We start from the raw sequence: 24,408 nt of genomic DNA on the forward strand, positions 1-24,408 counted from the left end.
CGCCGGGATCGCGGTCACATATGACCACCCGGTAGGTCGCTCGGTCGACCCGTCGTCCATTCTGCCGGGGCGCCCGCGCTCAGTGGTCGTCGCGGTGCGGAACCTGCTCGCCCTCGCCGGGGGCCCGCTCGAGATCCTGCGGCGCCGTCCTGGGATCCACCGGGGCCCCCGAGAGGTAGGCGGCGCGGGCCAACACGTTCGAGGCGACCGAGGAGACGATGACGAGCGCGAGCACCGTGATCACCGTCTTGAGCAGCAGTCCCGTGGCGAACCCGTCGACCCGGAGATGCTCCAGGAACGCCCCCACGACGATCATGGGCAGCCCCAGCCCGGTGGCCGGGGAGAGCACATTGATGCGGCTGAGCGAGTCGCGGGCGTGGAACATCGACAGGGCAGCGGTGAGCATCCAGAACGCCCCGCCCACCAGGAGCACGGCGATGAGAACCATCAGAGCGACGTCGAGCACGGCGATCATCGACGCCCCCTGGTGAGGATCCGGGCGAGCGCCACGGTGGCGAGGATCCCCAGCACCGAGGCGATCAGGGCCGCGTCCACGGCGGCGGCGGAGGCATTGAGCAGCCCTACCAGCACGATCAGGCCGACTCCGCAGAAGAACACGAGGTCGCCGACGACGGCCCGGCTGGCAGCATCCGGGGCGGTGGCCACGCGGAAGAGGCCTACCAGGATCGTCGCACCGAGCAGGCCGACGGTCACCCATATGACGACGCTCATCGTTCCTCCTCCGAGGTGGTGGGGTGGCCGGGCTGCGCATCCCGACCGTGCTCATGCACCTTCCGGGCGGCGAGGCCGTCCGCGAACAACTCGCCGTCGTCCCGTCCTCCGCGGGGCTGCAGGCCGGCGTCCGCTCCGCTGTGTCCTCGCGTCGCGCGCAGCAGTCGCTCCTCCATCTCGCGCAGATCGGCGATGACCTGGTCCCGCGACTCGGCGAACAGCACGTGCACGAACAGGCTGCAGTCCTCCTCGAGGGTGCCGTGGGCGATGCCCACCACCAGCGTGCCCGGCGTGATCGTGATCGAGGAGGCCATCGCGACGATCTCGACGTCGGTGGTCGCCCGCAGGGGGTACTCGACGATCGCCGGAGAACTGCGGGTGCCAGGGCTGTAGACGCCCCTGGCCACCTCGAGGGAGCCCTTGATGATCTCCACCAGGATCCACAGGACGTAGGTGATCGTGTTCCACAGGCGTCTCATCGGCCGACCACCGCCTCCACGTAGGCGTCGACGTCCAGCAGGTCCGTCGCCGCGAGGTCGATCGTCGGCAGCACCGCACCGATGCCGAGGAACATCGCGAGTGACAGCGCCATCATCACCGCTCCGGGCATGGCCAGCCGCCGCGGGACGCGCACATCGTCCGGGAGGGGCACGGGGTCGCCGCGGCCGGTGCGTGGATCGTCGGGGCGGTAGGTGGTCATGTCCTCACCCCATGCCATGCCGCGCCACACGCGCTGCAGGCCCAGCAGCGAGCCCACCGACGCGAGGATCACGACGAGGATCGCCGCCCAGCCCAGCACGGCGTCGCCGAGCGTCGCCTGCTCCGCGGAGGCTCGCAGCAGACCCACCTTGCCCCACAGGCCCGAGGTGGGTGGCAGGCCGACGAGGCTGAACAGGCCCAGCGCCAGGACCGCGACCACCCAGGGGTCGCGTCGGGCCAGGCCCGACAGCTGCTCCAAGCGGCCGGAGCCGTAGGTGTGCTCGATCGCGCCGGTGGTCAGCAGCAGGGCGGACATGGTGATCACATGGTGGATCAGGTACAGGATGCCGGCGGTGACGGAGAGCTGGGTGAACAGCACCAGGCCGAGCAGGATGTGGCCCACCCCGGCGACCATCTGGTGGCCCATCGCCGTCCGCACCCGGGTGGCACTTGCCGTGGAGAACGCGCCCACCATGATGGTGACCAGCACCAGCACCGCGAGGACCAGCAAGAACGGCAATCCGTCGGAGAAGGTCACCGCGACGATGCGGTAGATCGCATACAGCGCGACCTTGGTGTGCAGCGCGGAGAACAGCGCCATGATCCCGGCGGACGTGCCCGGATAGGCGCGCGGCAGCCACGAATGGACCGGCACCATGCCGGCCTTCACCGCCAGCGCGAGGAGGACCACGGCCAGTGCCGCGGCCGTCGCCGGGTCCTCGCTGCCGGCGCCGGCGAGCGAGGCGAGGTTCACGGTGCCCGCTGTGCCGTAGACGAAACCGACACCGATCAGCAGCACCGTCGAGGTGAGCAGGTTGACCAGGACGAACAGGCGGCCGATGCCAAGGCGCCGCCAGGTGCCGGTCAGAGCGATCAGTGCGTAGGACGGCATCAGCATGACCTCGACCCACACGAACAGGTTGAAGAGGTCACCGGTGAGCAGGGCACCGTTCACGCCGGCGCTCAGCAGCAGCACCAACGGCGGTGCGAACCGATAGCGGGACTCGCCCGTGAGCACGAGGAAGGCGCTCGCAGCGAGCGTCGAGACCGCCGTGACCAGCAACATCACCGCGCTCAGGGAATCTGAGACGAAGGGGATGGCGAGCACGTCGGAGAAGCCGCCGACGGCGTGGGAGACCACCGGTTCGGTGCGGTGATGGACCAGCAGCCAGAGGGCGCCGATCCCCACGACGATCGGCGCGCCGATCATGACCGTGGTCTCGACCTCACGACGGCGCACGAGCAGCAGCGCGGCAGCCCCGAGCAGGGGGATCACCACGAAGAGCGGCAGCAAGGACGGCGGCACGGAAGGGATCATGAGTCTCGGCTCTCCCCGGTTGCGGGGTGGCGTGACATGTCGTCGTCCCGGCCGATCACGGCGAGGGTCAGCATGAAGATGGTGACCGCCATGGTGATGACGATCGCCGTGAGCACGAAGGCCTGCGGCAGGGGATCGGCCATGTCGGCACGGGCGGAGAGATCGGTGAGCGGCTCAGCGCGCCATCCCGGCACGCCCGACGCGAGCAGGACGAAGTTCGCGGCGTGGCTGAGCAGCGTCATCCCGAACACCGCACGGACCATGCTGCGTTGCAGCAGCAGGTAGACGCCGCCGGTGACGAGGACGGCCACAGTCAGGCTGAGGATCATCGGCGACCGATCTCCTTCGGTTTCGTCCCCGCGGTCAGGTGGGAGGTGCCGACCCCGACCCGGCGCCGAGGAGGTGCCGCCTCGCCTCGGGTGGTGTCCAGCGGACCGGGCAGCTCGCCCTCGACGGCCTCATCGGTCCGCTCCCGGGTGCTCTCGCCCGGGGGAACGGACCCGGTGGCGGCCCCCACACCGAGCAGGTTCACCGCCACCATGACCAGGCCCAGGACCGCGAGGTACACCCCGAGGTCGAAGATCATCGAGGTCGACAGGTGGATGCCCAGCACGTAGCCGTGCAGCGGCTCGAGGAAGCCCTCCCGGAGGAAGCCGATGGCTCCGGCGCCGAGCGCCACCACGATGCCGCCCCCGATGAGGAACAGCGGCATCCGGGGTGGCCCGATCTGGCGGTCCGTCGAGGAGGAGAGGTACATCAGGGCGACGATCGCGGAGCCGACGAGTGCGGCGATGAAGCCGCCGCCCGGTGCATTGTGCCCTCGCAGGAAGAGCATGATCGAGATGATCGCGAGGATCGGAGCGGTGACCCGCACCATCAGCTGCAGTGCAGCGGCATTGCCCCAGGCGCTGGTGATCGCGCGGTGGGCCGAGGTCCCCTCCCCCCGCAGGGCCGGCACTGCGTCGGCCTCGTCCTCGCTCCCGCTCTCGGACGTGCTCCCTTGCTCTGCGGTCGGGTCGATGAACACGTTCCGAACGCTGGAGAGCACGGCGACGATGGCGACGCCCGCCATGCCGAGCACGGACAGCTCCCCGAGCGTGTCCAGGGCGCGGAACTCCACCAGGATGACGTTGACGATGTTGTGGCCGCCGGTGATCTCCTCGGCGTGCGCGATGTAGTGCTCGGCGACGTCGCTGCGGCCACGTCGACCCATGAACATGTACATGCCTGCACCGGCGGCGAGTCCCACGAGCACTGCGAGGGGCAGCGCTCCCCGGCGTCCGGGGCGTTCGGGGGAATCGAAGCGCCTCGGAAGGCGCTGCAGCACGAGCATGATGATGATGATCGTCAGCGACTCCACCAGCAGCTGGGTGAGCGCGACGTCCGGAGCACCGAGCGCGAGGATCTGCACGGTGGCGAGGATCCCCACCGCCGAGAGGGCGACGGCCGCGCCGAGCCGGTCGCGCCGCGTGCAGACCACGACGACCGCGGCGAGCATCAGCACCAGGATCACGGCGTCGATCGGGGCGTTGAGGCCCGGGGCCGACGGCGCGAGATCTCCGGCCAGGACCGCCAGGGCCGCCAGCACGACGGCGGCGAACGCACCCAGGATGACGGCGAGGTGGCGCATCGGGTCGTCGCTGGCGATGGGCCGCACGAGCAGGAGCGCGAGGCGCCGGGCCAGACGATCCACAGCCGACAGGATCCGGGCACCATCGACGGGGAACGGGTTCGCCTCCAGGGGCGGCAGCACCCGGCGGCGACCCAGCGCGATCAGCACACCGAGCACGACCACGCCCACCGTGAGCCCCAGTTCCACGGTCAGACCGTGCCAGAGCGCGAGGTGGGGGTGGTGCTCACCGCCGAGGGCCGCGTCGATCGCACGAGCCACCGGAGTGTCCAGCACGCCGACGACGAGCGCCAACGGGAGACCGGCGAGGATCGGCAGGGCGGCGGGCCACAGCAGCAGCGGCGCGGGGCGGTGGGCGTCCCGTGCGTCCTTCAGGGCGCCGGTCCGGTCCGTGCGAGGCGAGGCCTGCGGGCCCCGGTCCTGGGCCTGCGCGGCATCGGCGTCGGCGTCGGCGTCGGCGTCGGCGTCGATACGGGACAGCAGGTCCTCGTCGCGGCCGTCCACGAAGACCCCGAGCACGATCTTCGCGCAATAGGCGAAGGTGAGCACGCTGGCACCCGCAATGCCGAGGGCGACCACCCATCCGACCCAGGCAGCGCCCTCGATCTCCAGGGCCCCCGTCAGGAGGGCCTCCTTGGAGATGAAGCCGAGCATCGGCGGCAGACCCGCCATGGACATGCAACCCAGCAGCGTCACGACGAAGCTGCCGGGCAGAGCCCGCACGAGGGCGGGCATCCGGCGCAGTTCGCGGGTATGCACCGCGTGGTCGATCACTCCGACCATCATGAACAGCCCGGATTTGAACAGGGCGTGCGCGATGGTGTGCAGCACCGCAGCAAGGATCGCAGCCTCGGTCCCCACGCCGATCAGGGTGACGATCAGGCCCAGCTGGCTGACCGTCGAATAGGCCATGAGCTTCTTGAGGTCGAGCTGCTGCAGGGCCAGGAACCCGCCGACGAAGGCGGTGACGAGACCGGCGGTGATCAGCAGAACGTTCCAGGCCAGCACATCGTGGAACGCCGGGCTGAAGCGCAGCAGCAGGAAGATGCCGGCCTTCACGACGGCGGCGGCATGCAGATAGGCGGAGACCGGAGTCGCCGCGGCCATCGCATCGGGCAGCCAGACGTGGAAGGGGAACTGGGCGGACTTCGTGCAGGCCGCGACCGCGACCAGCACGGCGACCAGCGTGGTGAACGCCGGATCCTCGGACCAGACATCGGCGGCCAGCACCTCGCTCACCGAGGAGGTGCCGAGGCGGAGGATCATCAGCGAGACCGCGATCAGCAGGGCGAGACCGCCCAGGAACGTGATCAGCAGGGTCCGCATCGAGGCGGCCTGGCCGCCTCGTCCGGAGCGGGCGATCAGGAGGAAGGAGGCGATCGAGGTCAGTTCCCAGGTGATGAACAGCAGCACCAGGTCATCGGCGAGGACGAGACCCACCATCGACGCGGTGAACAGGGCCATCACCAGGGAGAAGCTGAGCTGGCGCCCGGGATCCAGGTAGCGCGCCGAGTAGGCCAGCACCACAGCCCCGATGACCAGGGCGATCATCGCGAACACGATCCCGATGCCGTCCGCCCGCAGGGCGAAGTCGATGCCCCACTGCGGGGCCCAGGGCACGGAGAACGTCGTGGCCGCAGGCTCCGTGGAGCCTCCGAGAACAGCGGCGGCCGCCGGCACGAGGGCAGCGGTGGCCACGAGATACAGCGCAGCGAGGATCCAGCACGCGGAGCGGCCGAGAGCGCGGTCCAGGACCGGCGTGATCGCGACCGTCGCGACGAGGATCAGCAGAGTCCACAGCACCGACACCGTCAGCACCCCGGCCCGGAGAGGGCGGTGGTGTTGAGGCGGGTCATGCCCAGGATTCTAGCCAGATCCCGGTTACTGCCCAACTCGGTCCTGCGCCCCGAGCGAGCGACCGCCTCGCGCGCATGCGCGAGAAGAAACTAGCCTCGCTCCGGTGCCGGAGCGAGGCCAGATCCCCTGCTTCTATGCCCAAGATCACGCTCGACGGTGCCCGCGACGGCCCTGCTTCTCGGCCCGGCAGAGCCGTCGCGTCCTCACCGTCAGCTGATCAGCCGCCCATCATGAAGGTGATCTGCTGCTCCTCGCGCATGCGGTAGAGGAATGCCGCGGTGGCGTCGCGGTTCATCGGGTTCAGCGGACGGTAGGTGCCGTCGGCCCAGCCCTTCGAGATCTCCTCGGACTTCAGCCAGGCGATCTCCGTGGCGTACAGGTTCGACAGCGGGACGTCCGCGAAGGGCCGCTCGGTCGGCGTCGGCGCGTCGGGCGAGCCGGCGTAGCGGTACACGAACGCCGCCATCGCGTCCCGGGCGATCGGCTGGGTGGGACGGAAGGTGCGATCGCTCCAGCCGGTGGTGATGCCCTGCTGGTAAGCCCAGATGATCGCGTCGTAGTGCTCCTGGCCGCGCTTGACGTCCCGGAACGGCTCGCTGCGCGGAGGAGTGACCTCCGGGGAGCCGGCCAGACGGTGCAGGAAGGCGGCCATGGCGTCGCGGTTCACCGGCTGCACCGGGCGGAAGGTGCCATCCTTGTAGCCCTTGGCGATGCCGTTCTCGTAGGCCCACAGGACCGACTCGTAGTGCTCCATCCCCGGGCCCATGTCCGAGAACGGGTGCTCCACGACACGGGGCAGGACCTGGATGACCGAGGGCTTGGGGCCCTGGCCGTCGAAGTCGGGGAAGTGGGAGGTGTGCGCTCCCCACTCGCCGTCCTCGCCCGGGTGCTGCACCGCCACGAAGGCGGTGCGGTCCTGGTCGCGGATGATCGGGCCGCAGGTCTCCCCGTCGCGCGGGACCGACAGGAACTGCTCGACGCGGCCGCGGGCGTCGCCCTCGAGCGTCACGCGGAACAGGCCGTCGTTGTAGCCGATGCCGGAGGGGGCGCCGTCGGTGGAGATCCACAGGTTGCCCACCGTGTCGAAGGCCAGGTTGTCCGGGCAGGAGATCGGCGAGACCTGGTCCACCGGGAAGCCCGAGAAGTAGGTCTGGTCACCCTGCGCCGGGTCGCCGCAGACCATCAGCAGGTTCCACGCGAAGGTGGTGGAGCTCTGGTCGCCCTGCTCGTCGATCTCGACGACGTGGCCGTCGCGGTTCTCGGCGCGCGGGTTCATCTCGTCCGCCGGGGCCTTGCCCTCGGTGCCGCGCCCGGAGTTGTTGGTGCAGGCCACGTACACGCGGCGGGTCAGCAGCGAGGGCTCGACGTCCTCGCAGCGATCCATCTTGGTGGGGCCGACGGCGTCGGCCGCGAGGCGGGTGGTGACCAGGACCTGCTCGACCGTGAAGCCGGGGACCTTCGACTCGCCGCCGACGACCAGCGGGAGCCACTCGCCGGTGCCGTCGAAGGCACCGTCGACGGGGACCGCGCCGGAGCCGTCGATCTCGCCGGCCGGGGAGTTGCCGGTGAACTTCGCGACGTACAGGTCGCCGTTCTCCAGCAGGGTCATGTTGTGCGCGGTGTCGCCCTCGACGTAGGTGTCGCGGGAGACGAACTTGTAGAGGTAGTCGAAGACCTCGTCGTCGCCGGAGTAGGCCACGGCGCGGCCGTCCTCGCCGAGGATCACGTTCGCGCCCTCGTGCTTGAAGCGACCCAGCGAGGTGTGCTTGCGCGGGGTGGATTCCGGATCCCACGGGTCGACCTCGACGATCCAGCCGAATCGGTTGGGCTCGTTCTCGTAGCCCTCGGTACGGGCGTCGTAGCGGTCGTACTTCGTCTCCCAGCCGCGGGCGGTCGCCGAATCGGCCAGGCCGTAGCGCTGCTCCGCCTCGGAGGTGCCGGCGGAGCGGAAGTAGCCGTGGAAGTTCTCCTCGCCGGAGAGCAGCGTGCCCCAGGGGGTGAGGCCGCCGGCGCAGTTGCCGAGGGTGCCCAGTACGGTCGTGCCCTCGGGATCCTCGACGGTCTTCACCAGGTCGCTGCCGGCGGCGGGGCCGGTGAGCGTGAAGGGGCTGTCCAGCAGGATGCGGCGGTTCAGCTCCGCGCCCTGGACGTAGGCGTAGGGCTTGGTCGAGCTGGCGCGCTCGAGCTCGACGACGGTGAGCCCGTGGGCGGCCATGCCGATCTCGAGGGCCTCGTCCTCGTCGGTGCCCGTGGGCAGCATGATGTTCTCGTTCGTGTACTCGTGGTTCACGAACATCACGGCGCGCTTGCCGTCGGACTCCGGGATCTCCTGGATCTCCGTGTAGTCGTTGTTGTAGCCGAACTGGAGCTTCTGGGCGTCAGCGCTCTGGGCGTTCCAGTCGAAGTCCGGGGCGTCGTCGAACAGCGGATCGCCCCATCGGATCACCGGGTGCCAGTCGAAGCCCTCGGGGACCGTGAACTCGTCGGTCTCGAAGTCGACCGGAGCGATCGCTGTGAAGTCCAGCGAGGTGCCGCTGGGCGCGAGTGCGGGGACGGGGCCCAGTGCGGGGACCGGGGCCCCGGGGGCGGCGACCGCTCCCTGCGTGCCGGCCAGCGCGATCGCGATCGCGCCGCCGGTGCCGCCGAGCATGGTGCGGCGCGACAGCGCGGAGGAGGCGATGTCCCGGAAGGTCGGGTTGTCGGAGTGGTTGCACGGACCGAAGGCGCACTGGTTGGCGCACTTCAGCGCACAGGTCACCGACGAGCGCTTGCCGCGCGCGGCGTCCTTCATGAGCAGGGGGAGATCGATCAGGGCCATGGGTGGGCGTCCTTTGCTGTCCGTCGGGGTCTCGCCGCCTCGGCGGCGGAGTCGAGACGACGATGCAACAGCGAAGTGAGGCGGGGCCCTCCCCCAGGCAAAGACGGGATGAACAGTGCACTGCAGACGCGGGACGCCCGGGGTCAGGGCCTGGCGGGGGCCACGAAGGTGTCGGGCTTGACGAGCACCACCGGCACGGGCGACTCGATCGCGATGCGCTGCGACGTCGAGCCGAGCAGGATCTTCCCGATCGGGGTGCGCCGACGGATGCCGAGGACCACCAGGTCGACGGGATCGGAGTCGATGGCATCGAGGATGTCGTCCGCCGGGTCGTCCCGCTTGGGGACGGTGCGCAGCTCATGCTCCAGGCCGGTCTCCGCCAGTCGTTCCGTCAGGGAACGCTGGTCGAGCACGCCGCGCGCCTTGCGCGGATCCGGTGCCCGCTCGGAGGCCAGCACGAGGAGCTTGGCGTCGCGCCGGTGGGCCTCCGCGACGGCGAAGTCGAGCGCGGCCTCGCTGGTGGCGCTCGGGACGTAGGCCAGCAGGATGGTGGTCATGGCATCTCCCTGGGTGGACGATCGATGGGAAGGGACGGGATGCGGCGCGCGCTGCGCGGCCCGAGCTCGACGCTCCGGCGGTTCACTGCCGACCCAGATCGTCTGGGTGGCGGAAGCGCGTGCGCCGGGCGCGGACCGCACTGTTGTAGAACCAGGTGATGATGTATAGCACCAGGCCGATCCCGAGCAGACCACCGGCGATCACGTAGTTCTGGGTGGGCTGCGCGATCGGGGTGATCAGTGCGAAGGACGTGAGCGCACCGATCACCGGCAGCACCGTCGGGGTCCGGAAGTGCCGCGCGTCGACCTTGTCCTTGCGCAGTACCAGCACTGCGACGTTCACCAGGCCGAACACGGCCAGCAGCAGCAGGGCAGTGGTGCCGCCGAGCGCCGAGATCGTGCCCTCGGCGAGCACGAAGCGCACTGTGAGCACCAGCGCGATGGCGAGACCGGTGGAGAACAGGACGCCGACCCACGGGGTGCGGCGGGTGGGGAGGACCCCGCGCAGGAACCCGGGCAGCACGCCCTGCTTGGACATGCCGTAGAGCAGGCGGGAGGCCATCATCATGTTGATCAGCACGGTGTTGGCCACCGCGAAGATCGAGATGAAGGCGAAGATCGTGTCGATCGGGATGCCCGGGGCACCGACCTCGACCACCGTCAGCAGCGGGGTGGTCGCCTCCGTGAGCTGGCCGATCGGGACCACCGCCACGGCGAGCACCGAGATCAGCACGTAGACCAGCCCGGTGACGGACAGGCCGCCGATGAGCGCTCGCGGGAAGTTCTTGACCGGGTCGACGGTCTCCTCGGCCATGTTCACGGAGTCCTCGAAGCCGACCATCGAGAAGAAGGCGAGCGCGGTCGCACTGATGACCGCCATGAACAGGCTCTTCTCCCCCGCCGTCTCGAAGAGGATCACGCGGGAGAAGTCGGCCTGACCCTTCGCGATCGCGAAGAAGGCCACCAGGATCACGAGGGTGAGACCGGACAGTTCGATCAGCGTGAGCACCACGTTGGCCTTCACGGACTCCGAGACGCCGTACATGTTGATCACGGCGACCAGGGCCAGGAACACCAGGGCGATGGCGGTGGCGGTGCCTCCGGCGGCATCGCCGAGGGATTCCTCGAGCTGGAAGGCCTTCAGGAAGTTCTCCGCGAGGAAGATCGAGCTGGTCGAGGCCGAGGTGATGCCCGAGGACAGCACGGCGAACGTGACCATGAAGGTCAGGAAGTGGATCCCGAACGCCTTGTGGACGTACAGCGCCGCGCCCGCCGCCTGCGGATACTTGGTGACCATCTCGACGTAGGACAGCGCGGAGACCATCGCCACCGAGAAGGCGATGATGATCGGCAACCACCCGGCGCCGCCGACCTCACCGGCGACCTTGCCGGTCAGGGCGTACACGCCGGTGCCCAGGATGTCGCCGACGATGAACAGCAGCAGGAGCTTGGGCGTGATCGCCTTCTTCAGCTCCGGCTGATCCGACGCAGCTGCCGGAGGGCCGGAGCCTTCGGGTGCCGTGGGGGCGGCCTCGTGCGGCTCGCTCATGGGAATCCTCCCGGGACGATGGGACGTGCAGTGCGCTCAGGGCGGCAACGTGCTCGCGAGGAGCACCCTTGCCCAGGGAACCCGTGGGCGACTGTGCGCGCACTCTACTCCGTCGTCTCCGCCCTCACACGGTCGTGGCGGGCGAGCGCGCCGAGGCGGAATCCTGCTGATCCGGCTGGTCACGACCCTTGCTCGTCCCCACGGGAGCGGGCCCGGGTGGCGGGTCAGGGTCCTCGGGACCCGTGAGCTCCTCCGCCTCGGCCTCCCGGGAGGTCAGGCGCAGCGTCTGCACCCACTGCCGGGATGCGTCGGAGCTGATCGCCAGCACGCCGAGGGCGGAGGCCCCGGCACCCACCAGCAGGGAGTGCGCGACGTCGCCCGTCGTCGAGGTGGCCACCACCAGGCGGACCAGTGCGTCGGCGGTGAACAGTGCCATCAGCGCGATCCGGGCCCACCGGCTGCGGCGCAGCACTCCCACCAGCAGCAGCACCAGGACCACGGCGAAGACGGAGGCCAGGATGATCCCCTCGTCCTCGGTCAGCACCAGGGAGGCGTCGGCGAAGAGGTTCGAGAAGTTCACCCCCAGCAGCTGGCCCAGCCACTGCGCGATCACGAGGCACGACTGCAGCAGCACGAGGGCGCCGGTGAAGGCGACCGTCGGCGGCGGCAGGTGGTGATCGGCCGCGCGGGCGACGATCTCGTGGAAGTCGTCGACCGTGCCGTGCCATTGCGCGGAGAGCTCGCCGCCGAGCGCCGCGCGGTCGGCATCACTGCTGGTGATACGGGCCGCGGCGAGTGCCGACTGGGTTGCGGCGCGGGCGCGGGCCTTCATCACCGTGGTCCCCGTCGGCCGATGCCGGGGCAGCATCATCGCGCTCGCCCCGTCGGAGCGGCCCGCGACGCCGGCGAGGTCGATCACCGGCAGATGCCCGTCGGTGTGGAACCGGTCGCCCTGCCCGTTGCGATCGTGATACGCGGTCGAGAACTCCTTGATCACCTCGACCGGGATCTCGGGGTCGGCGAAGCGCACGGTGTCGATCAGATAGTCGCGCTCGACGTCGATGTTCTCGTCGATGCGATGGGTGATCTGCAGGGTGAAGAAGGAGAAGCCGACCGCGCGGTCATAGGTGCCGGCGGCGAGCCAGTCGGTGCGGTAGCCGCCGGGCAGCACGAAGTCCGAGGGCATCCGCCAGAACCGCACGTGGTGGCGTTTGGTCGTGGTCCCGCCCACCTCCTGCTGGTACGTGAACTCGTGGCGTCGGCCCATGAGGAACAGGTCGGAGACGGGCGCGGCCGGAAAGGACCGGCGCAGCAGCGTGGAACGGACCATCGACCAGGCCGACGCCAGCGTGCGCTCCTCGGCGAGCACCCAGCCTGCACGGCGCATCGCCACATGCAGGTCCCGCTCGGGGCCGTCGAAGGCGAGGTTGATGGGATCCGAGAGCACCCCCTCGGTGGTGCGGGTGCGACCGAAGAAGTAGTCCGGCAGATAGATCCAGGTCATCAGCTGGTGCAGGCGCGGCAGCGTGATGTACGTGAGCAGGAGCCAGAAGCCGACCAGGTACAGCAGCCGCACCGGGGTCAGGGAGAAGCCCTCGATCAGGTACAGCAGGGCGAGCCAGACGGAGACCACCACGCCCGCGGCGATGAACAGCGTGTCCAGCAGGGAGTACAGCTCGAACCGGCGGCCGCGGGCAGTGTGCCCGCGGGCATGGTCGTAGACGGGCGACTCGTCGGGGACGGGCCGCTCGAAGGGGGCCATCCGCGATGCGCGGATCGGCGTCATCGGGTGCGCCCCAGGCGCCGCGATCTCATGGGGCCATCGTAAGGCGAACGATCCAGGGGCGCCGCACCGGGCGGGATTAAGGTGGCCCGGCCCCCGTTCGAAGGAGAAGTACCTGATGACCAGTGTTCCCCACGTCCGTTTCCATGACGGTCACGAGATCCCCCAGCTCGGCTACGGCGTCTTCAAGGTCGACGACGACGTCGCGGCCGACGTCACCGCCCAGGCCCTCGAGGCCGGCTACCGCCATGTCGACACCGCGAAGATCTACGGCAACGAGGAGGGCGTCGGACGTGCGATCCGGGCCTCCGGCCTCGCCCGCGAGGATCTGTTCGTCACCACCAAGCTGTGGAACGACGCGCAGGGCTTCGACGACGCCATCGCCGCCTGCGAGGCCTCCCTCGAGCGTCTCGGCCTGGACTACCTGGACCTCTACCTCGTGCACTGGGCCGTGCCCGCCCAGGGGACGTACGTCGAGGCGTGGCAGGCGCTCATCGAGCTGCAGAAGCGCGGACTGGTCCGCTCCATCGGCGTCTCGAACTATCCGCTGCCCGAGCTCGAGGAGATCATCGCCGCCACCGGCGTCGTGCCGGCGATCCACCAGATCGAGCTGCATCCCTACTTCCAGCAGCGCGAGCTGCGCGCGGTCCACGCCCAGCACGGGATCGCGACGCAGTCGTGGGGCCCGCTCGGTCAGGGCAAGTCGGACCTGCTGGACAACACGGTGATCACCGATATCGCGGCGGCGCACGGCGCGACCGCGGCACAGGTGGTGCTGGCCTGGCACCTTGCGCACGGCATCGTGACGATCCCGAAGTCCGTGACGCCTTCGCGGATCGTGGAGAACCTCGCTGCCGTCGAGCTGGAGCTCACGGCCGACGAGGTCGCGGCGATCGACACGCTGGACCGTCCGGACGGGCGCGGCGGCGCGGACCCGGCCACCAAGACCGCCTGAGCCGCACCCCGGGCCCGGGCCCGAGCCCGGGCGAAAATGTGGGCGTACGACCGATGCCAACTCGCACATCGGTCGTACGCCCACATTTCCGGCGCCGAGGGCGACGCGGCGTCGGCGACGGCGGCGAGAGCGAGAGTGAGAGCGAGAGCCCAGGTGCCGGGCCCACGTTCCACGTCGCCTCCTCAGGGCCGGGAGGCGGATCGGGTCAGTAGTAGACGGCCAGTCGTCCGTTGGGGCCGTCGATGACCTGCACCGGGGTGTTGAAGACGCGGGTGAGCACCTCGCCGACCATGATCTCGGGGACCGGCCCGGACTCGACCACGCCGCCGTCCTTCATGGCGATGATGTGGTCCGCGTAGTGGGCCGCGAAGTTGATGTCGTGCAGCACCACCACGACGGTGCGGCCCAGCTCGCGCGCCGCGTCGCGCAGCCGGCCCATCATCTGCACGCTGTGCTGCATGTCGAGGTTGTTCAGGGGTTCGTCCAGCAGCACGTACTCGGTGTCCTGGGCGAGCACCATGGCGACGTAGGCGCGCTGGCGTTGGCCGCCGGAGAGCTGGTCGAGGTAGCGATCCTCGAGCTCGTCCAGATGCAGGAAGTCGATCGCCTCGGAGATCTTCTGCTCATCCAGCGGCGTGAGCCGGCCCTTGGAATAGGGGAAGCGACCGAAGCCCACCAGCTGACGCACCGTGAGCCGGGTGACGAAGTGGTTCTCCTGCCGCAGCACCGAGACGATCTTCGCGAGATCCTTCGAGGCGGTCGAGCTGATGTCGTACCCGGCGACCTCGATCGTGCCGTCGTCGATCCCCAGCAGGCGCCCCACCATGGTCAGCAGGGTCGACTTGCCGGCACCGTTGGGCCCCACCAGGGCGGTCACCCCGCCGGAGGGGATGTCGAGGGTGACCGGCCCGATCTCCACTGTGGACGAATACTTCTTGCGCACCGCGTCGATGGAGATCACAGGCGCCCCTTTCGCATGATGACGGCGAGGAACACGATCCCGCCGACGAGTTCGATGATGATGGAGACGACGCCCTGCGCGTAGAACACGTGGTTCATGACGAAGTACGCGCCGGCGAGTACGACGAAGCCGACCAGCACGCCCACCGGGAGCAGGAGCCGATGGTCGTGCGTGCCCGCGAGCTGGTACGTCAGCGTCGCCACCAGGAATCCGAAGAACGTCATGGGGCCGATCAGGGCGGTGGAGACCGCCATCAGCACCGAGACCAGCACCAGGGTGTAGATGGTCTGCCGGCCGTGGTCGATGCCGACGTTGATGCACACGTCCCGGCCCAGCGAGATCACGTTGAGGGTGCGGGCGTTCAGCCAGATCAGCACCCCGGCGACCACGCACAGTGGGATCGCGTAGGGCAGGTACTCGACGCTCGCGTTGGTGACGGAGCCGAACAGACGCGCGCTGAGCACGTCGAACTCGCTCGGGGTGAGCAGGCGCTGCATGAAGCTCGAGACGGACCCCAGGCCCCCGCCGAGCACGATGCCCACCAGCAGCATCACCTGCAGGTTCGCGTACTTCCCGCGCAGCAGCCAGCCGTACAGCAGCACCGAGAGCCCCACCATCACCGCGACCTGCAGGAGGAACTGGCCGGTGCCCTGCAGGGCGACCACCCCGGCCGCTCCGAGCATGTACACGGCGGTGGTCTGGATCGCCGTGTACAACGACTCGAAGCCCATGATCGAGGGCGTGATGATGCGGTTGTTCGTCACCGTCTGGAAGGCGATCGTGGCGGTGGCCTGGCAGAACGCGGCCACCCCCATGACGACCAGCGAGGTCGTGCGCAGCTCCGCGATCAGCCAGAAGCCGCGACTGCCCACCGGCATCGGGTTCCCGACCGCGAGCAGGCCCAGCGCGAAGCCGGCGGCGAGCACCACCAGCACCCCGAGCACGATCCAGTAGCGCCGGCGGGACCGCGCGTCGGCGAAGGCACCGGAGCTTCCGCGCGGCCGACGGGGCGCGCCGAGGGTGCCGAGATCCTCCGCGGTATCGGTGGGCGCCGTGGAGATCTCCAGCCGGTCGTTCTCGGCCGGGGCGCCGAGCCTCCGACCCACGGGGCTGCGCGTGCTGAGCTCATCCATGGCGGCGCTGCCTCAGCAGGAGGGCGATGAAGACGATCGCGCCGAGGATGCCGAGGATCAGGGAGACCGGCACCTCGAACGGCATGATGATCGTGCGGCTGACGAGGTCGCAGGCGGTGACGATGGCGATGCCGAGCAGGCACACCCACGGCAGGTTGCTGCGCAGGTCATCGCCCCGGATCATCGACACCACGTTGGGCACGATGAGCCCGAGGAACGGCAGGTTGCCGACCACCACGGTGACCACTCCGGTGGCGATCGCGACCAGGCCGGTACCCAGGAGCAGCACCCGCCCGTAGTTGACGCCCACGTTGGTGGCGATGTCCTCGCCGAGCCCGGCCACGGTGAGCCGGTCAGCGACGAAGAAGACGGCGATGCCCACCAGGAGCACGATCCACAGCACCTCGTACTGTCCCCGCAGCACCGAGGTGAAGGAGCCCGCGAACCACACGCTGAGGTTCTGCAGCGCGTCGAACTGGAGCGCCACGAAGGTGGAGATGGAACCGACGACGGCGCCCAGCATGATCCCGATGATCGGGACGATCAGCGAGCTGCGCAGGGTGACCCGACGCAGGAACGCGAAGAACACCATGGTGCCGACGAAGGAGAAGAAGATCGCAACGACCATGCGGGTGAGGAGGTCGGCCTGAGGACTGATGATCATCACCAGGATCAGGCCGAGACCTGCCCACTCGGTGGTGCCGGTGGTGGACGGCTCCACGAAGCGGTTCTGGGTCATCAACTGCATGATCAGCCCCGACATGGCCATCGCCGCGCCCGCCAGGACGAGGGCGATGGTGCGGGGCACGCGGGTGATGGCGAACATCTCCGAGCCGTCCTCGGCGCCGAAGATGTCGTAGACCCCCGTCAGCAATGAGGCGAGAAGCAGCAGCGCCACCAGGACGATGCCGAGCACGAGCTTGCCGTCGAGCAGGCGTTCGCGGCCGCGCCGCCGCACAGCGGTCGCGTCGGCGGCGAGGGAGGGAGTGGGCATCAGGTCACCTGGGCAAGGGGATCAGTGAGGGGCGTCGGGGGCAGGGACGGCGGGGCAGAACCTGGCTCAGGCCGAGCCCTCGAGGGCGTCGGCCAGGGTCCCGAAGTACTCGGTGTAGGTCTGGATGGACTCATTGGTGTACGTATCCGCGGGCATGTAGACGATGTTCCCCTCGGCGACGGCGGTGACCCCGGCGAGCGCCTCGGAGGCCTCGAGGATCGTGGCGGCGCTCTGGTAGGCCGGGTCGTCGGCGGAGATGGCGGCATCGCGGTCCATGACCAGGATCCAGTCGGGGTTGGAGCTGGCGATCGCCTCCACCGAGATGTCGTCGCCCTGGTGGTCGTCGCTGGCGCCTTCGACCTCGAGCGCCGGCACGAAGCCGAAGGCGTCGAAGGTCCAACCCAGGGTGCGGCCGGCGCCGGGGGCGATGTAGCCGATCTCGCCGCCGGAGACGGTGACGGCCATCACCGTCGCGGAACCGTCGTAGGCGGCACTGACGCGCTCCATGGCGGCGTCGAGGCCGGTGGCGAGCTCCTCGGCCTCGGCCTCCTTGGCGAAGATCTGCCCCAGCGCCGTGACCTGGCGCGCGAGCTCCTCGGCGAAGGGATGGTCATCGCGGGGGTCGAGCTCGAGGATGGTCGCCTCGGGCGCGTACTTCACGAAGTCGTCGTGGTACTGGGCGAAGCGCTGGCCGTTGAGGATCAAGGTGGGCTCGGCGGCGACGACGGCCTCGAGGTCGGGTTCGCGGTGGTTGCCGAGGTCGATGATCGACTCGTCGTCCTTGAGGGAGTTGGTCGAGGGCATCAGTGCACGGGCCGCGGCGGTGAGGGTGACGCCCCAGGACTCGAGGGTCTCGAAGGTGCGGTTGTCGGTCGCGACGACGGACGCCGGAGGGGTCTGGACGCTGTGGGTGCCGTTGTTGTCCTCGATCTCGACCGTGCCCGCGGCGTCGCCGATGTCGGAGGCACCACCCTCGGCGGCATCGGTGGACGTGCCACAGGCGGTCAGGACGAGGCCGAGCGCACCGGCGGCGGAGGCGGCACCGAAGTGGCGACGGGAGAGGGAGGTCATGGAGAGGCCTTCTGTCGTGGGTCTGACGTCGGTCGGAACAGATCGCCGGTCGGCGTCGCGAATGACAACGCGCCAGGGACGCTACTGAGGCTAGCCTCACCTCTGGTCTTTACGCCACTGAGGACTTGCGTTAATTGCCCAGATGGCTGTGATGGTTGTTACAGCGCCTCACCTGGGGGGACTTGGGTCCCGGTGTTGAACGGTCGGAACAGGTCGATCTCGGGGCCTGCGGATCCGTAGTCTGTCCCTGATCGAGGATCGGGGGATCCTGAGGGGAGCAGAGATGCATGCACGAGAAGAGGGGCCTGGCGAGCGTGGTCCGGTCGAGCCACTGCCCGATTTCCGAGGCGGCTCCGGCGCCGGCGATGCGGTGGGCGGCCCGAGGACGCGCGACCCCGAGGGGCGCGACTCGTCGACAGGGCGGCCCGGCGGGCCGCGGAAGGGGCTGGTCCTCAGCCTTCTCGGCGGTTGCGGCCTGCTGGCGGTGCTGATCCTCGTGGTGGCGCTGGTGCTGTGGAACGCCGTCGCCTCTCCCACGGCGTCGGACCCGAGCACGGGACCCACGACCCAGGGCTCCGAGTCCCCCTCGGAGCAGCCAGGGGAGTACGTCCCCGGACAGGAGGAGGAGCCGCTCGGAGGCGCCTCCCCCACGATCACCGCCGCCCCCACGCGGCCCTGCACCCTCCACGACGGCACCTCGCGGACTCCACAGGTCGAGGGGACGGTGCGCGGAGGCGGGATCGAGTACGAGCTGCAGGAGGGCTGGTCAAGCGCCATCGACTGGGGTGTGCAGGATTCGTACGTGGTCGATGTCGCGACCTCCGACCAGTACGTCGAGGCCGGCTGGCACTCGGTGGCGACCGTCGGCGGCGTCGAGTTCCCTGAGGACGAGGGCGGGTATCCGGGAGCCCAGGAGGCGGCCCGCACCATCTTCCAGTGCGATGTCACCCGCGACATGGTCACGGATCTCTACAGCGATCCCTTGACGGTGCAGGACCTGCGCGACGAGGAGATCACCATCGACGGGCACGACGCCTGGATCGTCGGCGGGACGGTGCAGCTGGCCGAGAACGAGGTCTTCGAGAGCACCGACGCCTGGGATCTCGTCGTCATCGTGGTCGACGCACCCCAGGGCCCGGCCGCCTTCATCGGAGGCGCCGCGACCGGGCTCGACGGACAGGTCGCCGATCTCGACGCGATGGTCGAGAGCCTTGCGGTGACGGGATGAGCCTTGCGGCGGCGAGATGAGGGGAGCTCGCGATCCACGACGGCGGGGGATCTCCCCGCAGTAGCAGGAGCAGGAGCAGACCGTGGGGGCCTGGCAGCTGCGCGCACCGACGAGATCGACCGGCGCGATCGCCCCCGCCCGGCCATCCAGCAGCCCTGCCGTCTCGCCGGCCCGCCGTCTCGCCGCCCCACAGCCCGGGCATCCCGCGGCGTCAGGGGGCGGGGGTCGGGGTGCGGGGAGGGTCCGGGTGAGGCGAGGACCCGGTGGCATCGAGCAGTCGAGCCAGCAGTAGGCCCAGCACCGGCGCCAGCAGCATCGAGGCCAGCACATCGGTGGGGTGATGCACCCCGAGCGCCACCCGCGACCAGGCCGTCATCGCGGTGACGAGGACGGCGAGCACGATGCCGACCCGTCGGACCCAGCCGGCGGGCAGCGAGAGCAGGATCGCGACGCAGAAGGCGGCGGCGAAGGCGGTGTGCCCACTGGGGAAGCTGAAGGAACCCGGCGGCAGCAGGAGCTGGTTCGGGAGCGATTCGATCTCGGGGCGAGGGCGCCGCACGAGGAGCTTGAGCCCCTCGACGATCCCCCAGGGCACGGCGACCAGGGTCCCGGAGCGCACCCCGGCCCACACGCTGCGTCGCAGCAGGGCCCCCACCAATGCCGCCAGAGCGGCGAGCACGGCCGCCGCGAGCGGGCCGAAGGCGGCATCGATACCGAGTGCCCACGACGCCGCCGGGCCGTCGAGCCCGCGATGCGCCGCGGCGACGAGGCGCAGGTCGAACTCGCCGACGGCGGGCACCGCCAGGAGCACGCGCCCGAGCACCGCAGTCAGGACCACTGCCCCCAGCATCGACAGGACGACCTTTCCTCGAGCACCGAGGGGCCCGCTGCGCGCAGGAGGGCGCATCACTCTGCGCGCGGGGGTGTCAGGCCTCGGTGTGTCCACAGGCCAAGTGTCCACTGCAGCAACGCTCCACGATGCGGGCGGGCACGCGGCGCGGCGGTCGACGGAGCAGTCTCGAGAAAGGTGCCGCGAACTGTCGATCCGGGCGATCCCCGTTCGTCATAGTGGTGACCGAGCCGCCCGGCTCGGTCACCGCACCGCTGGAGGAGTCACGATGAAGTACGTACTGCTGCTGATGGGGAACCTTGCCGACGAACGCTGCGGCGAGACCGAGGAGGGCCCCGGCGTCGAGGAGTTCATCGCCTTCGACGCCGAGCTCGAGAAGGCCGGGGTGCTCGCCGGCGGCTTCGGCCTCACCGATCCCGAGGAGGGCACGAGCCTCACCAAGGCCGACCGCGACGCGGAGCCCGTGATCACTGCGGGCCCCTATGCCGAGAGCCGCGAGTTCGTGGGCGGCACGATCGTCCTGGACGTCGCGAATCTCGACGAGGCCCTCGCCTGGGCCGCGAAGTGTCCGGGGGCGATCGGCGGTCGCATCGAGGTGCGCCCGCTGCTCGACCTCTGAGCCGATGGTCGACCGCGCGGCGCACGAGCAGCTGCCCGCCGACGACGTGCTGGCCCGGGTGCACCGGGAGGAGCACAGCCGTCTGCTGGCGACCCTCGTGCGCCGTTTCGGTGACCTGGACCTCGCCGAGGATGCCGCGCAGGAGGCGATGGAATCCGCCCTGCGCAGCTGGCCCGAGCAGGGAGTCCCGCAGCGGCCGCTGGCCTGGCTGACCACGGTCGCGAAGCGGGTCGCGCTGGATCGGGTGCGCCGGGACGCGACCGTCGCGCGCCGACTGGCGCAGCTGCACGTGCGCGAGGGTCCCGTGGCGGCCCCACCGGCCGACGAGGAGGCACTCGCCGCCGAGGATCTGCCTGATGACCGGCTCGCGATGCTCATGGGCTGCTGCCACCCCGCGATCGCCCCGGCCGACCGCATCGCGCTCATGCTGCGCTTCGTGGCCTCGCTGAGCACGGCGGAGGTCGCGCAGTCCCTGCTGCTGCCGGTGCCGACGCTGCAGGCGCGGATCACCCGAGCGAAGAAGCGGATCACGGCGACTGCGATCCCGCTCACCGTGCCCGCAGATCCGGCCGAGCGGGACCGTCGACTGCCGCTCGTGCTCACGGCGATCTCCCTGATCTTCACTGAGGGATACGCCGCGACCAGCGGCGATACTCCCATTCGGCGCGAGCTCACCGCGGAGGCGATCCGACTGGCGCGGATCACGCATCACCTGCTGCCGTCGACTGCTGAGCCGCAGGGGCTGCTCGCGCTGCTGCTGCTCACCGACGCCCGCTCCCCCGCCCGCGAGGACTCGGACGGCGTGCCGGTCCCGCTCGAGGACCAGGACCGCTCCCGATGGGACCGGCTTCTCCTCCAGGAGGGGCTCGCCCTCGTGCAGGAGGCGGCCGGGCGCAAGGACGCCGGCCGGCTCACCATCCAGGCCACGATCGCGGCGGTGCACGCCGAGGCCGACCGCTTCGAGGAGACCGACTGGGAGCAGATCGTCGTGCTCTACGACCTGCTGCTGGCTCGTGGCGAGGACCCGGTGGTACGGATGAACCGCGCCATCGCCGTCGGCCGGGCGAGGGAGCCCACGGACGCTCTGGCGCTGCTCGAGCAGCTGGCCGAGCACCCGGAGCTCGCGCGCCACCACCCCTTCCACATCGCCCACGCCCTGTTCTGCGAGAAGGTGGAGCGATTCGACGACGCCGTGGCCGCATGGCGCCGGGCGCTCGAGCTGGTCGACAACTCCGCCGAGCGCCGATTCATCGAGCGGCGGCTGGATGCCGCGACCACCACGGCATCCGGCGACCCGTGAGGTCCGCCCCAGCGCTCCGCGTCATCAGCGGACGCAGGGGCCGACGATCTCAGCCGTCGGTGGGCTTCTTGCTGCCCTGCGCGAGGACCAGGGCGCCGGCGATCGCCAGCAGCCAGCTGTCCTTGGCCACGGCAGTGCCTGCCTGGCTGGGGCGCACGCCGTCGGACTCGGTCATCTCCGGGCTGCGCAGGTACATCGCCACCATGGACCCGGAGAAGGCGGCCAGGCCCAGCCCGGCGACCCGGGACGGGACGAAGGGCAGCAGCAGCGCGCCACCGACGGCGATCTCGCCGTAGCTGAGGAACTTCGCGAACTGCTCGGGGGTCAGCTTCCCCAGCGGCGGCACGCCCTTGGCGGCCATGCCCTGCAGGCCCTCGGCCATCTCGGCGGGCATGCCGAGCTTGCCGATGCCGGAGTTGAGGATGAAGGCGCCGGGGACGGCGCGGAGGATCGCGGTGCTGAGGCTCATGGGAATCTCCTGAATCGGGATGGTTGCGCTTTCAACCATATGTCAGGAGGGCCCGCCCTGTCGACCCTCACGGGATACTGGGTCGATGCTCTTCCCGACCGCGCCCCCGCGGGCCGTCCGTCCCCGGCCCCGGTCCCGATGAGCTCCCTCGCCCTCACCATGGTCCTGGTGGCCGCCCTCTGCCACGCGATCTGGAACCTCGCCGCCAAACGAGTCCGGACCGACGGGTACGCCTTCGTCTGGCTCTACAACCTGGGATCGGCTCTGCTGTGGGCCCCGCTCGCGGTGGTCATACTGGTGCACTCCGGCACCGGGTTCTCCCCGGCGCTGCTGCTCGCCCCCTGCGTCTCCGGGATCCTCCACATCGCCTATCAGCTGACCTTGCAGACCGGCTATGCGAGGGCCGATCTCGGGGTCGTGTACCCCGTGGCTCGCGGCGTCGGACCGGTGCTGAGCATGACGATCGCGATCCTCGTGCTCGGCGAACGGCCCGGCTGGGTAGCCGCTGCGGGCGCCCTCGTCGTGGTGGGCGGGATCGTGGTGGTCGCCACCGGACGCTCCGCGGCAGGACGCCACGGCGCGCGCGCCGGGATCGCCTGGGGCGGCGCGACCGGGATCGGAATCGCCGCCTACACGCTGTGGGACAGCTACTCGGTCACCACTCTCGGCCTGCCACCGGTCACCTATTTCGTCACCAGCTGCCTGTGGCAGGTGGTGTTCATGACGCCGACGCTGCTGCGGCGACACCGCGAGAGCGTGGGCCCGGTCCTCCAGCAGCACGGGAGGGAGATCGCTCTGGTGGCGGTGCTGTCACCGCTGGCCTACGTGCTGGTGCTGGAGGCGATGCGCACCACACCGGTGTCCCTGGTCGCCCCCGCCCGGGAGTCGAGCATCGTGGTGGGCTCGCTGCTGGCCTGGTGGCTGTTCAAGGAGCCCGATCCCCTGCGAAGAATGGCGGGGGCGGCGATCGTGCTCGTCGGGATCGTGCTCATCGCCGTCTGAGCGGTGTCGCCGTCGACGCGGCACCGTGGGCAGGTCCGGCAGGTCCGACAGGCCCCGCACGTCCCGCGCCCCGTCAGGCGCGGGCGATGATCTCCGCGTGGAGCAGGCAGAACCAGCCGTCAGGGTCCTCGGCCCAGCGGCGGAAGTCTGCCGCGAGGGCGTCGCGCTCGTCGGCGTCGGCCCATCCCTCGCGCTCCAGCTGCTGCGCGAACGGGCCGGAGGTGAGTCGCCCGGCGCAGGTCAGCGCCCAGGCCTCGCGGGTCTCCGGCGTCGCATGGAGCCAGGTCGACGCACTCGCCGTCACCTCGGAGAAGCCCGCCTCGTGCGCCCAGGAGAGCAGTCGGCGACCGGCGTCGGGCGTGCCGCCGTTGGCGCGGGCCGCCCGCAGATACAGCTCGAGCCAGCGGTCGAGGCCGAGGACCTCGGGGAACCAGCGGAAGCCCTCGTAGTCGCTGTCGCGGATCGCGACGATGCCGCCGGGTCGGGTGACCCGACGGGCCTGCGCGAGGGCGGCGACGGGTCCGGGCACGTGCTGGAGCACCTGGTGGGCGTGGACCACGTCGAAGGTGTCGTCGGCGAAGGGCAGCTCGTGGGCGTCGCCGACCACCACCTCCACCCCGTCGAGCCCCTGTCGCTGCAGCTCGGTGCGGGTCAGAGCCGCCGCCTCCTCGCCCACCTCGAGCGCGGTCAGGTTCTCGGGGCCGACGATCCGGGCGAGGTCCGCGGTGATCGTGCCCGCACCGCTGCCCACATCGAGCAGCCGCTGCCCCGCACGCAGATGCGGCAGGAGGTGGGCGGCGGAGTTCTCGGCGGTGCGGGCCCGATGACTGTCGAGCACCGCGGCGCTGTAGCCGTGGGTGTACGCGGGGGTCGTGTTCATGGG

At 70.2% G+C, this 24,408-nt stretch carries 22 protein-coding genes; 5 read left to right on the top strand and 17 right to left on the bottom strand.

Going from position 1 to position 24,408, the window contains the following annotated elements; genetic code table 11:
• Nucleotides 1-79: 79 nt before the first annotated feature.
• The 10 genes from INT51_RS03070 to INT51_RS03115 form a co-directional block, all read right to left on the bottom strand.
• Nucleotides 80-475 (bottom strand): monovalent cation/H(+) antiporter subunit G, encoded by a 396-nt coding sequence (locus INT51_RS03070; RefSeq protein ID WP_193103733.1) that lies wholly within the window; start codon nt 473-475, stop codon nt 80-82.
• Nucleotides 472-732 carry a monovalent cation/H+ antiporter complex subunit F gene (locus tag INT51_RS03075; RefSeq protein ID WP_193103734.1) on the bottom strand — a complete coding sequence of 87 codons (261 nt, stop codon included), beginning with the start codon at nt 730-732 and terminating at the stop codon, nt 472-474. Before INT51_RS03075 ends, INT51_RS03070 begins: the two co-directional genes overlap by 4 nt.
• Entirely contained in the window at nt 729-1,211 is a 483-nt protein-coding gene (locus INT51_RS03080; RefSeq protein WP_193103735.1) for a Na+/H+ antiporter subunit E, read from the bottom strand. The genes INT51_RS03075 and INT51_RS03080 overlap by 4 nt, the downstream gene beginning before the upstream one ends.
• On the bottom strand, nt 1,208-2,749 hold the full coding sequence (locus INT51_RS03085; RefSeq protein ID WP_193103736.1) for a monovalent cation/H+ antiporter subunit D family protein: 1,542 nt from the start codon (nt 2,747-2,749) through the stop codon (nt 1,208-1,210). Before INT51_RS03085 ends, INT51_RS03080 begins: the two co-directional genes overlap by 4 nt.
• A complete protein-coding gene (locus INT51_RS03090; RefSeq protein WP_193103737.1) occupies nt 2,746-3,078 on the bottom strand; it encodes a sodium:proton antiporter in 333 nt (110 codons plus the stop codon). Before INT51_RS03090 ends, INT51_RS03085 begins: the two co-directional genes overlap by 4 nt.
• Nucleotides 3,075-6,197 carry a DUF4040 family protein gene (locus INT51_RS03095; protein WP_193103738.1) on the bottom strand — a complete coding sequence of 1,041 codons (3,123 nt, stop codon included), beginning with the start codon at nt 6,195-6,197 and terminating at the stop codon, nt 3,075-3,077. The genes INT51_RS03090 and INT51_RS03095 overlap by 4 nt, the downstream gene beginning before the upstream one ends.
• Before the next feature lie 256 nt (nt 6,198-6,453).
• A complete protein-coding gene (locus INT51_RS03100; protein WP_193103739.1) occupies nt 6,454-9,054 on the bottom strand; it encodes an alkaline phosphatase PhoX in 2,601 nt (866 codons plus the stop codon).
• A 143-nt stretch (nt 9,055-9,197) separates the two neighbouring features.
• Complete coding sequence (locus INT51_RS03105; protein WP_193103740.1) at nt 9,198-9,611, bottom strand: universal stress protein; 414 nt, start codon at nt 9,609-9,611, stop codon at nt 9,198-9,200.
• A gap of 82 nt (nt 9,612-9,693) precedes the next feature.
• The gene (locus INT51_RS03110) at nt 9,694-11,160 is read right to left on the bottom strand and encodes an APC family permease (protein ID WP_193103741.1); all 1,467 of its coding nucleotides are present in this window, start codon (nt 11,158-11,160) and stop codon (nt 9,694-9,696) included.
• Between the two features lie 124 nt (nt 11,161-11,284).
• Complete coding sequence (locus tag INT51_RS03115) at nt 11,285-12,946, bottom strand: LssY C-terminal domain-containing protein (protein WP_193103742.1); 1,662 nt, start codon at nt 12,944-12,946, stop codon at nt 11,285-11,287.
• Nucleotides 12,947-13,061: 115 nt separating this feature from the next.
• On the opposite strand from INT51_RS03115, the gene INT51_RS03120 reads away from it, so the two are divergent.
• Nucleotides 13,062-13,898: an aldo/keto reductase gene (locus tag INT51_RS03120; RefSeq protein ID WP_193103743.1), complete on the top strand. Its 837-nt coding sequence runs from the start codon at nt 13,062-13,064 to the stop codon at nt 13,896-13,898.
• Between the two features lie 205 nt (nt 13,899-14,103).
• Here the strand turns inward: INT51_RS03120 and INT51_RS03125 are convergent, their stop codons facing one another.
• From INT51_RS03125 to INT51_RS03140, 4 genes are all read right to left on the bottom strand, one after another.
• Nucleotides 14,104-14,859 (bottom strand): ABC transporter ATP-binding protein, encoded by a 756-nt coding sequence (locus INT51_RS03125; protein ID WP_193103744.1) that lies wholly within the window; start codon nt 14,857-14,859, stop codon nt 14,104-14,106.
• Entirely contained in the window at nt 14,856-15,992 is a 1,137-nt protein-coding gene (locus tag INT51_RS03130) for an iron chelate uptake ABC transporter family permease subunit (protein WP_193103745.1), read from the bottom strand. Before INT51_RS03130 ends, INT51_RS03125 begins: the two co-directional genes overlap by 4 nt.
• Nucleotides 15,985-16,986: an ABC transporter permease gene (locus INT51_RS03135; RefSeq protein ID WP_193103746.1), complete on the bottom strand. Its 1,002-nt coding sequence runs from the start codon at nt 16,984-16,986 to the stop codon at nt 15,985-15,987. Before INT51_RS03135 ends, INT51_RS03130 begins: the two co-directional genes overlap by 8 nt.
• Nucleotides 16,987-17,052: 66 nt before the next feature.
• Nucleotides 17,053-18,057 (bottom strand): siderophore ABC transporter substrate-binding protein, encoded by a 1,005-nt coding sequence (locus INT51_RS03140; RefSeq protein WP_193103747.1) that lies wholly within the window; start codon nt 18,055-18,057, stop codon nt 17,053-17,055.
• A 283-nt stretch (nt 18,058-18,340) separates the two neighbouring features.
• On the opposite strand from INT51_RS03140, the gene INT51_RS03145 reads away from it, so the two are divergent.
• Entirely contained in the window at nt 18,341-19,285 is a 945-nt protein-coding gene (locus INT51_RS03145; protein WP_193103748.1) for a hypothetical protein, read from the top strand.
• Nucleotides 19,286-19,496: 211 nt separating this feature from the next.
• Here INT51_RS03145 and INT51_RS03150 read toward each other — a convergent pair whose 3' ends face one another.
• Nucleotides 19,497-20,231 carry a phosphatase PAP2 family protein gene (locus tag INT51_RS03150; protein WP_193103749.1) on the bottom strand — a complete coding sequence of 245 codons (735 nt, stop codon included), beginning with the start codon at nt 20,229-20,231 and terminating at the stop codon, nt 19,497-19,499.
• A gap of 172 nt (nt 20,232-20,403) precedes the next feature.
• Between INT51_RS03150 and INT51_RS03155 the strand changes: the two genes are divergently transcribed.
• Nucleotides 20,404-20,754 carry a YciI family protein gene (locus tag INT51_RS03155; protein ID WP_193103750.1) on the top strand — a complete coding sequence of 117 codons (351 nt, stop codon included), beginning with the start codon at nt 20,404-20,406 and terminating at the stop codon, nt 20,752-20,754.
• A 4-nt stretch (nt 20,755-20,758) separates the two neighbouring features.
• Nucleotides 20,759-22,054 (top strand): RNA polymerase sigma factor, encoded by a 1,296-nt coding sequence (locus INT51_RS03160; RefSeq protein ID WP_193103751.1) that lies wholly within the window; start codon nt 20,759-20,761, stop codon nt 22,052-22,054.
• 49 nt (nt 22,055-22,103) lie between these two features.
• Here INT51_RS03160 and INT51_RS03165 read toward each other — a convergent pair whose 3' ends face one another.
• Nucleotides 22,104-22,523, bottom strand: a complete 420-nt coding sequence (locus INT51_RS03165; protein ID WP_193103752.1) for a DoxX family membrane protein — start codon at nt 22,521-22,523, stop codon at nt 22,104-22,106.
• Nucleotides 22,524-22,562: 39 nt separating this feature from the next.
• On the opposite strand from INT51_RS03165, the gene INT51_RS03170 reads away from it, so the two are divergent.
• Nucleotides 22,563-23,525, top strand: coding sequence for a DMT family transporter (locus tag INT51_RS03170; protein ID WP_226831897.1), 963 nt, complete (start codon nt 22,563-22,565; stop codon nt 23,523-23,525).
• 73 nt (nt 23,526-23,598) lie between these two features.
• Here INT51_RS03170 and INT51_RS03175 read toward each other — a convergent pair whose 3' ends face one another.
• Nucleotides 23,599-24,405, bottom strand: coding sequence for a methyltransferase domain-containing protein (locus INT51_RS03175; protein ID WP_193103753.1), 807 nt, complete (start codon nt 24,403-24,405; stop codon nt 23,599-23,601).
• Between the last annotated feature and the right edge of the window lie 3 nt (nt 24,406-24,408).

Origin of the sequence: Brachybacterium sp. FME24 (genome assembly GCF_014897705.1) — a bacterium.
Classification (GTDB): domain Bacteria; phylum Actinomycetota; class Actinomycetes; order Actinomycetales; family Dermabacteraceae; genus Brachybacterium.